Source organism: Paraoerskovia marina DSM 21750, from assembly GCF_000701465.1.
Classification (GTDB): domain Bacteria; phylum Actinomycetota; class Actinomycetes; order Actinomycetales; family Cellulomonadaceae; genus Paraoerskovia; species Paraoerskovia marina.
In genome coordinates this window covers 868,323-880,192 of record NZ_JNIY01000003.1, presented here as the reverse complement: position 1 = coordinate 880,192, position 11,870 = coordinate 868,323, and the positions used below count along the sequence as shown (strand labels likewise).

Genomic DNA, 11,870 nt, shown 5'->3' with positions numbered 1-11,870 from the left:
GGAGCGTACATGACCAACCCGCTCGGAAGCGTCGACAAGGCGCTTCTCGCACTCGAGGTCCTCGCGCCGCTCGGACCCGACGGCCTCTCCCTCGGAGAGATCGCGCGTCGGCTCGACGTCGCCAAGCCGACGGTCCACCGGACGCTCGCCTCGCTCGCGCACCGCGGGTACGTCCAGAACGACGAGGGTCGGTACCGGCTCGGGCCCGCCGCGATCGCGCTCTCGACCGCGTACTACGCCGAGGAGAACCTGCCGACCCTGATGCGCCCTGCGCTCGAGGCCGCCCGCGACGAGCTGCACGAGCTCGTCCACCTCGGAGCCCCGGCAGGAGCCGACGAGGTGATCTACCTCGACAAGGTCGAGCCGTCGCGCCCGCTCCGGGTCTGGTCCGCCGTCGGTCGGCGCATCCCGGCGCAGACCTCGGCGCTCGGGCGTGCGCTCAGGACGGGCCGCAGCGCCGAAGAGGTCGAGGAGAACGAACCGGGCATCGCGTGCGTCGCGCTCCCCCTGCTCCGCAACGGCAACGCCTTCGCCGCCGTGAGCGTGACCGCGCCCAGCGAGCGCCTCGACGTCGACGACCGCCCCCGCGTGCTGAACGTGCTGGCGACGACCCTGCGCGCCCACCTCCCCCCGACGATCACCGTCCCGGATCCGCGTGCCGACGCTCCTCACCATGACCGCCTGTGAGAGAGTGGAATCGGCCCAGATGAACGAGACCGTGAGGAGACGGCCATGACCGTCCTGGTGGCGTACAACGACTCTCCCCAAGGCGAGGCCGCACTACGCCGCGCCCATGCGGAGGCTGCGCGGCGCGAGACGACGCTCGAGATCCTCGTCCTCACACCGCAGGCCCCCGAGGCGACGACGCCCGCTGCGCTGGCACACGTGCTGGACACCCTCGGCGCCGACCCCACGATCACGTACCGGAGCTCCGACGAGGAACCCTCGGACGCGATCCTGGACGCCTCCGAGGACGATCACGTCGACCTCGTCGTCATCGGGTCGCGCAAGCGGTCCGCCGTCTCGAAGTTCCTGCTCGGCAGCACCACCACTCGGGTGCTTCTCGACGCCGCGGCCCCGGTCCTCGTCGTCAAGGGCTCGGCGTAGCCTCGACCCAGCGGCCAGGCCGACCGACCACCGTCCGGGCGATGAGGAGCTGAACCATGCCGGCCGTCTCTCTCGGCACCCCCCACGTCCGCACGGCGGTCTCCCCCGACGGACGCCCGGACACGGACCTGCTGGTCGACCGGTTCGGCCGCGTCGCCCGCGACCTCCGGATCTCCGTCACCGAGAAGTGCTCCCTGCGCTGCACCTACTGCATGCCAGCGGAGGGCCTTCCCGCGATCGCCGCCGACCAGCTGCTCACCCCGGACGAGATCGGCCGCCTGGTCGGCATCGCCACCGCGCGGTTCGGGGTGCACGACATCCGGCTCACCGGGGGCGAACCGCTCGTCCGTCGAGAGATCGTCGAGGTCGTCTCCCGAGTGCGCGCAGCGGCACCCGACGCGTCGGTGTCGATGACGACCAACGCCATCGGTCTGGACAAGCGCGTCCACGCCCTCGTCGAGGCCGGCCTCGACCGCGTGAACATCTCGCTCGACAGCGTCGACCGCCAGCACTTCGCCGAGCTCACGCGCCGCGACCGGCTCCCCGCCGTCCTCGCCGGGATCCGCGGGGCGATCGACGCCGGCCTCTCCCCCGTCAAGCTCAACGCCGTGCTGATGCCCGAGACCCTGCGCGGGGCTCGCGACCTGCTCGCCTTCGCCGTGGAGCACGACTGTCGGCTGCGCTTCATCGAGCAGATGCCGCTCGACGCCGACCACCAGTGGGCGCGCGAGCACATGGTCACCGCCGAGACCCTGCTCGCCGAGCTCGGTCGACAGTTCACGCTCGAGCCCCTCGGACGCGACGACCCGTCCGCCCCCGCCGAGGAGTGGCGCGTCGACGGCGGGAGCGCGACCGTCGGCATCATCGCCTCGGTGACCCGCTCGTTCTGCGGGGACTGCGACCGCACGCGCCTCACCGCCGAGGGCACGGTCCGCTCGTGCCTGTTCGGCGACGCCGAGACCGACCTGCGCGGGCTGCTGCGTGGCGGCGGCTCGGACGACGACGTCGCCGCGGCGTGGCAGGGTGCGATGTGGGCCAAGCCGTGGTCGCACGGCTTCGACACGGGCGCCCCGGACCCGGAGACCTTCGCCCCGACCACGCGCTCGATGGGGGCGATCGGCGGCTGACGCGCACTGCTTGCGCTATTCTTCACAAGTGACGCCTCGAACGGACGGACCACCGAAGATGACGCACTCACCGACGACGCTCGACGAACGACCGACCGGGTTCTTCCACTCACGCCAGTGGCTCTTCGGCGAGATGCTCGTGGGCGCCCTCATCTCGCTCGTCGCCGCATTCGTCCTCTCGATCGACGCCGTCGAGCTCGCCGCGAACCCGGACGCCGTCCTCGCGTGCGACATCAACAGCGTGATCTCCTGCGGAGCGGTCGGCGTCGCGTGGCAGTCGTCGCTCTTCGGCTTCCCCAACTCGTTCCTCGGGCTGATCGCGGAACCCGTCGTCATCACCATCGCGGTCGCCGGCATCGCCGGGGTGAAGTTCCCGCGCTGGTTCATGACGGCCGCGCAGACCGTCTACCTGCTGGGCCTGATCTTCGCGTACTGGCTCTTCTACCAGTCGATGTTCGTCATCGGCGCCCTCTGCCCCTGGTGCCTGACGGTCACGGCCTCGACGACGCTCGTCTTCGTCTCGATGCTCCACTGGAACATCCTCGAGAACAACCTGTACTGGCCCGCGAAGCTCCAGACGTGGGCGATGGGCCTCGTGCGGTCCGGGGCGTTCGGCATCCTCACCGCACTCTGGTTCGTGCTGCTCGCGGCGGCGATCCTGGCGAAGTACGGCACGGCCATCTTCGGCTAGGGGTCTCGACAGGCTCGACCACCGTCCGCACGAGGCGCCGCCCGTCGAGCCCCGTCGAGACGCCGCCCGTCGAGCCCCGTCGAGACGGCGTCCGTCGAGCCCGTCGAGACGCCGCACGTCGAGCCCGTCGAGACGCCGCACGTCGAGCCCGTCGAGAGGCGGCGCTACAGGCCGACCCACTCCGAGCTGCCCTCGGCAAAGTGCTGCCTCTTCCAGATCGGGGTCTGCGCCTTGATCCGTTCGACCAGCAACGTGCAGGCGTCGAAGGCCTCTCGCCGGTGTCCCGCCGAGGCGCTCGCCACCAGCGCGACGTCGCCGACGGCGAGCTCTCCGTACCGGTGCACCGCGGCGACCCGGAGGCCGGTCTCCGCGGCGACGCCCGCGACGCACTCGCGCAGCACGGCCGTCGCGTCCGGGTGCGCCTCGTAGTCCAGGCCAGACACACCGCGTCCGTCGTCGACGTCGCGCACCACGCCGCGGAACGTCACCACCGCACCGCACTCCGGCGCGGAGACCGCGTCCTCGACCTCCTGGACCACACCGGCGTCCAGGACGCCCGTCGTCACCCGGCTCACGTCGCTCACAGCGGCCATACCTCCACCTCGTCACCAGCTTGCAGCTCTGTCACGTCCTCGGGGACGTCGATCAGGACGTCTGCGCGTGCCATCGTGGCCACCAGGTGGGACCCGGGACCGCCAACGACGCGGACGGCGTCCCCGTCGCGGACTCCACGAAGAAACTGGCGCCTCCCGGCCGGTGAGGTCGTCGCGCCCGCGAGCGGCAGGCGGACCGTCCCCCGACCGGGGAGGCCCGCCGTGCGCAGCAGCTCGTCGCGCAGAAGGACCACGAACGACACCTGGGCGCTGACCGGGTTCCCCGGGAACGTGAGGATCGGGGTCCCGCGGTACGTCCCCCATCCCTGCGGCCCACCGGGCTGCATCGCGACGCTCCGGAACTCCACCTCCCCGGCCGACCTGAGCAGGTCCTTGACCACCTCGTACGCGCCCTGGCTCACCCCGCCCGACGTGAGGATCAGGTCGACCCGGGCTGCGACGTCGTCGAGCAGGTCGCCGAGGGCCTGGGGTGCGTCGGCGACCCGGAACGGCCCGACCACCTCGGCACCCGCGGCACGGACCGCTGCCGCCAGGGCCGGTCCGTTCGCGTCGAAGACCTGCCCCGCACCGAGCTCGGCTGCGGGAGAGACCACCTCCGAGCCGGTCGAGATCACGGCGACACGGGGCTGTCGCAAGACCACGGCGCGCGCACCGCACGCTGCGATGGCGGCGACGTGCGCGGGGCCCACGAGAGTTCCGGCCGGCACGATCACCTCTCCTTCCGCGACGTCGCTCCCGGCCTCGCGCACGAACAGCCCCGGGTCGACCGGCTCGCGGAGGCCGACGACGGCGGGGATCTCCCCGGGGCAGAACCGGCGGACGTCAGTGTCCTCGACCGGAACCACCGCATCGGCACCGTCGGGCACGGGCGCACCCGTCATGATCCGCGCCGCGGTGCCGGGAACCAGGGGTTCCGGGGAGGCCCCGGCGGCGATCTCGCCGCTGACCGGCAACCGCACGGGCCGTGTCACGTCGACCGACCGCACGGCGAACCCGTCCATCTGCGAGTTGCGGAAGGCCGGCACGGCCACACGCGCGACCACGTCGGCGGCGAGCACCCGGCCGAAAGCCTCCTCGACGGGGACCGTGACCACCCCCCGGTCTCCGAGGGCGAGGCGCGGGCGCAGCAGCTGCGCGACGTCGGCCCGGTGCTGCTCCACGCTCGTCCGCCCGCCGGCGACGGGTGGGGGGTCCTGGCTGCGGGCGACGTCCACGCACCCACCGTAGTGCCCCGCGACGACCGTCAGCATTCCGTCAGCCGTGCGAACGGGCACAACGACCCGGGGGCGAGGCATGGTGGAGGTATCCCACGCCGGCGATCCACGCCGCACGACCGAAGGAATCACCGTGACCGCCACCCGAGCACGCTCGGCCATCGGGGCAGCCGCAGGCCTCGCCCTCCTCCTGGCCGGATGCGCCAGCAGCACCGAACCCGCCGCCGAGGAGACGGAGAGCTCCGCACCGGCGGCCGAGACCAGCACGGAGGCGTCCGACGACGAGTCGCAGGCCGGCACGACAGAGGACGCCGCCGACGACGCATCAGCCGACGAGGGCACCGACGTCGCCGTGCCCGCGGCGATGGACTTCACCGCACCCACCGTCTCCGGCGGGGAGATCGACGCCGCGGCACTCGCCGGCGAGCCGACCGTGTTCTGGTTCTGGGCCCCGTGGTGCACGGTCTGCCGTGGCGAGGCCCCCTCGGTCGCCCAGGTGGCCGAGGACCTCGACGGTGAGGTGACCTTCGTGGGCGTGGCAGGCCTCGGGGAGACGGACGCGATGGTCGAGTTCGTCGACAGCACCGGCGTGACCGGGTTCGAGCACGTCGTCGACGCCGACGGATCGATCTGGACCGGGTTCGGCGTCGTCTCTCAGCCCTCCTTCGTCTTCGTCGACGCCGACGGCGAGATGGAGACGGTCGTCGGCGCGATGGGCCTCGAGTCGCTTGAGTCCACCTCGCGCGACCTCGTCGACGGCTGATCCGTGGATCCTGTCCTGCTGGGCCTGGCCCTCGTCGCCGGGGCGGTGGCCGCGTTCAACCCCTGCGGCTTCGCTCTGCTCCCGGCCTATCTGACCCTTCTGGTCGCACAACCCCCCGAGGGTGGCGACGAGTCCCAGGCCGGGGCGATCCGCCGGGCTGCGCGCTTCACCGCCGGGATGACCGTCGGGTTCGTCCTCGTCTTCGGCGCGTTCGGCATCCTGCTCGCGTCCGTCACCGGGGCGATCGAGCGGTGGCTCCCGGTGGTGACGATCGTCGTCGGCGTCGCGCTCGTCGGGACCGGGGTCTGGCTGCTGTCGGGCCGCAGCCTCGGCATCGGCGTGCTGTCCCGCTACGGACGCGCCCCGCGACGGTCGTGGTGGTCGCAGGTGGGGTACGGCGCGACCTTCGCCCTCGCGTCCCTCAGCTGCACCATCGCGCCGTTCCTCGCCGTGACGGCCGGCGCTGTCCGGTCCGGCGGCGTCCTCGGCGTCACGCTCACCTACGTCGTCTACGGGGTCGGGATGGGAGCCGTCGTCGGGCTGCTCGCGATCGCCGCGGCCACCGCGTCGACCGGGATCGTGAGCCGGATGCGCCGCGCCGCACCGGTGATCAGCCGCCTCAGCGGTGCGCTGCTGGTCCTCGCCGGCGCCTACGTCGCCTGGTACGGCTGGTACGAGCTGCGGGTGTTCGCCGGGACCGCGACGGGCGACCCGATCGTCGACGCCGCGGTGCAGGTCCAGTCGCAGATCACGAGCTTCGTCGCCGCGACCGGAGTCACGTCCCTGCTGGTGGTCGCCGCGATGGTGCTGCTCGTCGTCGTCGCCGCCCTCGTGGTCCGTCGACGCGGTACCCGCACCTCCGACGGCGCGGAGCCGACACCCTAGGAGGCGTGCCGCCGCACAGCTCGCCGAGGTCGGGCGTGCGGCGGCACGCCCGAGGGAACGACGAAGGCCCGGACCGTATGGTCCGGGCCTTCGTGCTACTTCACAAGTAGCGGGGGCAGGATTTGAACCTGCGACCTCTGGGTTATGAGCCCAGCGAGCTACCGAGCTGCTCCACCCCGCGTCGGTAAACACCACTCTACGTGCCGTGGGTGCCAGAGCCAAATCCGATCAGGCAGATCCGGCTGTGACGCCGGACACGGGGCGAGATCGACCGATCCCGCCCCGCGCCCGGGTCACGCTCCGGTCAGGAACCGCTGAGCTGGCTCTCCGCGTCGATCGCGGTCTGCAGAGCCTCGTCGAGGGCGTCCTGCGCGTCGCCGTAGGCGGCCCAGTCACCGGACGAGAGCGCCTCGTCGGCATCCTGCATCGCCTGCGCCGCCTCGGTCAGCGCCTGGTCGAGCGCCGCCTGCGGGTCGTCGAACGTCCCCGGCGTGGACGGCTCCGGGCTCGGCTCCTCCGTGGCTGTCGACGTCTCGGTCGGCTCCGCGGTCGGCTCCTCCGTCTCGGTCCCGGTGCCCGTCCCGGTGTCCGTGTCGGTGCCGTCGAGCGGTGCGTCGTCGACCTCCGACTCCGTCTCGCCGCCGGCGTCCCCGGCGTCTGCACCGGAGTCGCCGCCGAAGACCTGGTTCAGCGCCTCGTCGAGGGTGTCGGCGAACCCGACCTCGTCACCGAAGGAGACCAGCACCTTGCGCAGCAGCGGGTACTGGGTGCCCTGCGACGACTGGACGTAGACCGGCTGGACGTACAGCAGCCCGCCGCCGACGGGGAGCGTCAGCAGGTTTCCGTGGATGACCTCGGAGTTGCCTCGGCTCAGGATGTTGAGCTCGCTGGCGATCGTCGAGTTCGAGTCGAAGTTGTTCTGCACCTGACCCGGACCCGGGACCGTCGCGTTTCTCGGGAGCTCGAGAAGCCTGAGCTTGCCGTAGTCCTCGGACCGCTTGCCGTCCTCGCTGCCCGCCTCAGCGTCGACCGCCAGGAAGCCCGTGAGGATCTCTCGGTCGGTGTTGCCACCGGGGATGAAGCTCGATGTGAGCGAGAAGGTCGGCTCGGTCTGGTCGGGCATCTGCAGCGTCAGGTAGTACGGAGGCTGCAGAGCGCCCGAGCCGGACGTGTCGGTCGGGTCCTCGGGGTTCTGCCAGAAGTCCTGCCCGGAGAAGAAGTCCGACGCGTCGGTGACGTGGTAGGCCGTCAGGAGCGAGCGCTGCACCTTGAAGAGGTCCTCGGGGTAGCGCAGGTGATCCATCAGGTCGCCGGAGATCTCCGACATCGGCTTGACGGCCTCGGGGAAGACACCCTGCCACGCCTGGAGCATCGGGTCCTCGGGCTCCCAGGCGTACAGGTCGACCGAGCCGTCGTAGGCGTCGACGGTGGCCTTCACCGAGTTGCGGATGTAGTTGATCTCCTCGGGGGCGATCGCCTGGATCGAGGCCGAGCCGGAGGAGGTCAGCGAGTCGGCGACCGCCTCGTCGAGCGCGCGCTGGGCCGAGTACGGGTACTGGTCCGTGGTCGTGTAGCCCTCGACCACGTACTTGATCCGGCCGTCCACGACGGCGGGGTACACCCGCTGGTCGAGCGTCAGGTACGGCGCGATCTTCTGCACGCGGCTGCGAGGATCACGGTCGTAGATGATCTGCGACTCCTCGGTGACACGGTCGGAGAAGAGGATGTCGCCGCTGCCGAACTTCAGCGCGTAGAGCAGCTTGCTGCCGAACGATCCGATGTCGGGGCCGGCGACGGCACCGTCCTCGGCACCGAACGTCGAGTTGACCTGGCCACCGGCCTCGTCGTCCGGGAAGTCGAGCTCCCACGGGTTCGACTCGTCCGGCGCACCGACGATCGAGTACTCCGGCGCCTGCGGGCTGAAGTAGACGCGAGGCTCGTAGCCCTCGCCCATGTCCGTCAGGGCGCCCTCGGCGGGGATGTCTCCCTCGAAGAAGGCCGGGCGGCCGTCGGGGCCGGTCTGGTTGCCGTACGCGGCGACCATCCCGAAGCCGTGCGTGAACACCGTGTGGTCGTTGACCCAGTTGCGCTGGTCGTCGCCGAGTCCGGCGAGGTTGAGCTCACGCACGGCCACGACCGAGTCCTGCTTCTCACCGTCGATCTGGTAGCGGTCGACCGCGAGCGTCTCGTCGAAGTTGTAGTACTGCTTGTTCTGCTGCAGCTGGCGGAACGTCGGGCTGACGATCTGCGGGTCGAGCAGACGGATCTGCGCCGTGGTCTCGGCGTCCTCGCGCAGCGCGCCCGCCTCGGCCTCGGTGGCCGCGTCGTACTGCTGGGTCTCGACCTTGTCGAGACCGAACGCGAGCGTCGTGGAGTCGATGTTGCGCTGGATGTACTCGGACTCGAGCTCCTGCGCGTTCGGGTCCACCTGGAAGCGCTGCACGATGGCCGGGTAGATGCCGCCGATCACGATCGCCGAGACCACCATCAGCCCGACGCCGATCGCCGGGAGGCGCCACGTGCCGCGGACGGCGGCGACGACGAAGAGGACGGCGACGACGAGGGCGACGACGGCGAGGATCGCCTTGGCCGGCATGACGGCGTTGACGTCCGTGTACGAGGCGCCGTCGAACTTGGTCCCCTGCGCGGTGAGCAGCGAGTACCGGTCGAGCCAGTAGTTGAGGGCGATGCCGACGAGGAGCAGCGCGCCGAGGACGGCGAGCTGGACCCGCGCGGCCTTGGTGGTGCGGGGTCCGGCGTCGTTGGAGCCGCCGATGCGCAGGCCCCCGTAGAGGTAGTGGGTCGCCAGCGCGCCGATTCCCGCGACGATCACGATCGCCATGAAGAACCCGACGGAGAACCGCAGGATCGGCAGGGTGAAGACGAAGAAGGACAGGTCCATCCCGAAGATCGGGTCGTTCTGGTCGAACGAGACCTGGTTCACCGCGAGCAGGACGTTCTGCCACTGCCCGGACGCCGCGGTTCCGGCGAAGAAGCCGATGACGACGGGCGCACCCCAGGTCACGACCTTGCGCAGGGGCTCCACCGCCTCGCGGTACTGGTCGAGCGTGGCCTGCTCCGGCGTCGACGGCGCGTAGATGGGCCGCGACCGGTAGGCGATGGAGAGCGAGGCGAAGATCGCCGCCCCCATGATGAGGAAGCCTGCGACGAACAGACCGGCGCGCACCCCCCACTCGGTCCAGAGGACCTCCTGGTACCCGAGCTGGGTGAACCAGAGCACCTCGGTCCAGAACTCGGCGAGAAGAAAGAGCGCGACGACGATCGCTGCCAGCACGATGAGCGTGATGACGAGCGGGCTGCGGCGTCGCTGGGCCGGCGGGCCCTCAGGGGCACGGCGGGGTCCTGCGGCGAATGTCACAGTGAACTACCTCTTCGTTGCAGTACGGGTGAGGCCTCCGTGCCGACTGATCGTCGAAGGGCGACCTACGGTGACATCAAGGTTCCCACATATCACCCTCACCCGTGGGCACGACACCGACACGATCCGGCCACAACGTCCCGAGATCACACCGCGGAGCGGGCCGATCCGTGGCGTCGGCGGTGCCCGTTGTGGGAACCTCGCACCATGGCCACGGAAAACACCCCACCGTCCGACGACGCGGCACCCACCTTCTCGGGGACCCAGCTGGCGCTGGCCGACGCCGTCCGCGAGATCGAGCAGCACGTCTCCGCCGGCGGCTGGGACGGCCCGGTCCGCCTGTTCGCGCTCATCGAGACCGCCGTCGCGCTCGAGGCGGACCCCTCGCTCGCGCGGCGGCTGCCCGCCGAGGTGGTCGAGGCGGCGCGCGTCGACCCGCACCACCTGACGTCCATCGAGCAGGACGGCGTCGGCGAGGCCGACGACCTCGAGGGCCTGCTCGCCCGCGTCGCGTGGCCGCCCACGGTCGCCGGCGCCGCGCTCGTCGTCGAGCGGATCGTGCTCCCGCCCGAGGCCGAGCAGGACGTTCCCGAGGATCCCGAGGCCGCACTGGCCTACCTGCGCGACCACCCGGCCCGGGAGGACGTACGCATCGGCGCCGGGGCGCTGCGTGACGGGTCGACGTGGTGCGCCCTGCGCTCACGGGCGAACGACGACGACGCACAGGTCTCGTTCGGGCCGACCCTCGTCCCGGGCCTCGTCGAGGCCCTGGCGAGCACGCTCGAGAACTAGGCGCCGACGCCGTCGGTCACGACTGCAGGTCCTCGAGGGCGTCGGCGCACGTCGGAAGATCCTCCGTCGTGCCGGACCCGATGGCCGTCACCGCGTCGAGCGCCTGCTCGAGCGTCCCGACCGCCGTGACCTGCAGACCGTCGGGGACGTTGCCGACGACCTCGTCGCAGTTCGTCTCCGGGGCCAGGAACCACGTCGCGCCGTCACGCTGGGCGCCGTAGAGCTTCTGCTGGATGCCGCCGATCGGCCCGACGAGCCCGTCGACGCTCATGGTGCCCGTCCCGGCGATGACCTTCCCGCCGGCCTCGTCCTCGGGCGTGAGCACGTCGATGATCCCCAGCGCGAACATCGTCCCCGCGCTCGGCCCGCCGATGTCGTCGATCTGGATCGACACGTCGACAGGCATGTCGAAGACCGGGTCGAGGTAGACACCGAGGATCGTGCGACCGTCCACGTCCGTCGTGGGCACCGTGACGTCGAGCGGCTCGCCGTCGCGCTCGACACCGAGCACCACCTCCGTCCCGGCCTCGGTCCCCTCGATGCCCTCGATCAGCTCCTGGTACGTCTCGAGCTCGGTCCCCTCGAAGGACACGAGGACGTCGTCCGGCTCCAGGACGCCGTCGGCCCCCGTGCCCGGGATCGCGTCGACGACCGTCATGGTCGCCGGCACGGTGTACCCGACCTCGGTCAGCGCGGCCACCGTCGCGTTCTCCTGCGACGAGACCATGTCGGCCGTGTTCTGCTCCTCGACCTCCTCGGCGGTCTGGTCCTCGGGGAAGATCGCCTCCACGGGGTAGACCGAGCGCTTCGGGTCGATCCAGCCGCCCAGCACCTGCAGCGCGTCCGCGGGGTATCCCGGACCGCCCGACACCGAGACGGTGGTCAGCCGCAGCTCGCCCGACGCCGGGTACCTCTGCGCACCGGAGACCTCGATCAGGGGAACGCCGCCCTCCTCACCCAGGGTGTCCTCCGTCGGCCCCGGGGACCGGACGACGTACGGCGCGGGGATGAAGACGATGCCGACGAGCAGCGCGACGGTGACCAGAAGACTGATCCCGAGGGTCGTCGACCGCGCGGTCGCCTCCTCGACGTACTCCTCGTCGAGCTCGTCGAGATGCCCGTCCGCCGCCCACGGCTCCGGCTTGTCGGTCGGTTGCTGAGGTGTTCTCACGGACCCATCATGACGGAACGTGGCCCCGGCCCGCTGCTGCGCCCTCAGCGAACCGGCCGCGCGGCGCTGCTCCGACCTCGGTGTGCCGGGCCGATTGTGGTTACGGTTGACGCACGCGACCTGAAGG

The 11,870-nt window shown here is 71.2% G+C and carries 11 protein-coding genes and 1 tRNA gene; 7 read left to right on the top strand and 5 right to left on the bottom strand.

What is annotated here, in order from left to right; genetic code table 11:
• The first annotated feature begins 9 nt into the window (after positions 1–9).
• From Q343_RS0104145 to Q343_RS0104130, 4 genes are read left to right on the top strand one after another with little or no spacing between them, the layout of a single operon-like run.
• On the top strand, positions 10–687 hold the full coding sequence (locus Q343_RS0104145; RefSeq protein WP_029252327.1) for an IclR family transcriptional regulator: 678 nt from the start codon (positions 10–12) through the stop codon (positions 685–687).
• 45 nt (positions 688–732) lie between these two features.
• Positions 733–1,107 carry a universal stress protein gene (locus Q343_RS0104140; RefSeq protein WP_029252326.1) on the top strand — a complete coding sequence of 125 codons (375 nt, stop codon included), beginning with the start codon at positions 733–735 and terminating at the stop codon, positions 1,105–1,107.
• A gap of 56 nt (positions 1,108–1,163) precedes the next feature.
• Positions 1,164–2,234: a GTP 3',8-cyclase MoaA gene (gene moaA, locus Q343_RS0104135; protein ID WP_029252325.1), complete on the top strand. Its 1,071-nt coding sequence runs from the start codon at positions 1,164–1,166 to the stop codon at positions 2,232–2,234.
• 28 nt (positions 2,235–2,262) lie between these two features.
• Positions 2,263–2,925, top strand: a complete 663-nt coding sequence (locus tag Q343_RS0104130) for a vitamin K epoxide reductase family protein (protein ID WP_248616729.1) — start codon at positions 2,263–2,265, stop codon at positions 2,923–2,925.
• 164 nt (positions 2,926–3,089) lie between these two features.
• Here the strand turns inward: Q343_RS0104130 and Q343_RS0104125 are convergent, their stop codons facing one another.
• Both Q343_RS0104125 and Q343_RS0104120 read right to left on the bottom strand, forming a co-directional pair.
• The gene (locus Q343_RS0104125; protein ID WP_211248961.1) at positions 3,090–3,518 is read right to left on the bottom strand and encodes a molybdenum cofactor biosynthesis protein MoaE; all 429 of its coding nucleotides are present in this window, start codon (positions 3,516–3,518) and stop codon (positions 3,090–3,092) included.
• Positions 3,506–4,753 carry a molybdopterin molybdotransferase MoeA gene (locus Q343_RS0104120; RefSeq protein WP_248616728.1) on the bottom strand — a complete coding sequence of 416 codons (1,248 nt, stop codon included), beginning with the start codon at positions 4,751–4,753 and terminating at the stop codon, positions 3,506–3,508. The genes Q343_RS0104125 and Q343_RS0104120 overlap by 13 nt, the downstream gene beginning before the upstream one ends.
• Before the next feature lie 133 nt (positions 4,754–4,886).
• Between Q343_RS0104120 and Q343_RS15415 the strand changes: the two genes are divergently transcribed.
• Positions 4,887–5,516, top strand: a complete 630-nt coding sequence (locus Q343_RS15415) for a redoxin domain-containing protein (RefSeq protein ID WP_029252321.1) — start codon at positions 4,887–4,889, stop codon at positions 5,514–5,516.
• 3 nt (positions 5,517–5,519) lie between these two features.
• Positions 5,520–6,401 carry a cytochrome c biogenesis CcdA family protein gene (locus Q343_RS0104110; RefSeq protein ID WP_029252320.1) on the top strand — a complete coding sequence of 294 codons (882 nt, stop codon included), beginning with the start codon at positions 5,520–5,522 and terminating at the stop codon, positions 6,399–6,401.
• 107 nt (positions 6,402–6,508) lie between these two features.
• Here the strand turns inward: Q343_RS0104110 and Q343_RS0104105 are convergent.
• Positions 6,509–6,582: transfer RNA gene (locus Q343_RS0104105), tRNA-Met, on the bottom strand.
• A gap of 123 nt (positions 6,583–6,705) precedes the next feature.
• Complete coding sequence (locus Q343_RS0104100) at positions 6,706–9,780, bottom strand: UPF0182 family membrane protein (protein ID WP_029252319.1); 3,075 nt, start codon at positions 9,778–9,780, stop codon at positions 6,706–6,708.
• Between the two features lie 207 nt (positions 9,781–9,987).
• Here Q343_RS0104100 and Q343_RS0104095 point away from each other — a divergent pair, with 207 nt between their 5' ends.
• Complete coding sequence (locus Q343_RS0104095; protein WP_029252318.1) at positions 9,988–10,572, top strand: PPA1309 family protein; 585 nt, start codon at positions 9,988–9,990, stop codon at positions 10,570–10,572.
• A gap of 16 nt (positions 10,573–10,588) precedes the next feature.
• On the opposite strand, the gene Q343_RS0104090 is transcribed toward Q343_RS0104095, so the two are convergent.
• Complete coding sequence (locus Q343_RS0104090; protein ID WP_081829595.1) at positions 10,589–11,743, bottom strand: YlbL family protein; 1,155 nt, start codon at positions 11,741–11,743, stop codon at positions 10,589–10,591.
• Between the last annotated feature and the right edge of the window lie 127 nt (positions 11,744–11,870).

What these genes read in the sequence shown, in the direction of transcription:
- Q343_RS0104145 (WP_029252327.1), top strand. Translation starts at nt 10, where the DNA reads ATGACCAACCCGCTCGGAAGCGTCGACAAGGCGCTTCTCGCACTCGAG.
- Q343_RS0104140 (WP_029252326.1), top strand. Translation starts at nt 733, where the DNA reads ATGACCGTCCTGGTGGCGTACAACGACTCTCCCCAAGGCGAGGCCGCA.
- moaA (WP_029252325.1), top strand. Translation starts at nt 1,164, where the DNA reads ATGCCGGCCGTCTCTCTCGGCACCCCCCACGTCCGCACGGCGGTCTCC.
- Q343_RS0104125 (WP_211248961.1), bottom strand. Translation starts at nt 3,518, where the DNA reads ATGGCCGCTGTGAGCGACGTGAGCCGGGTGACGACGGGCGTCCTGGAC.
- Q343_RS0104095 (WP_029252318.1), top strand. Translation starts at nt 9,988, where the DNA reads ATGGCCACGGAAAACACCCCACCGTCCGACGACGCGGCACCCACCTTC.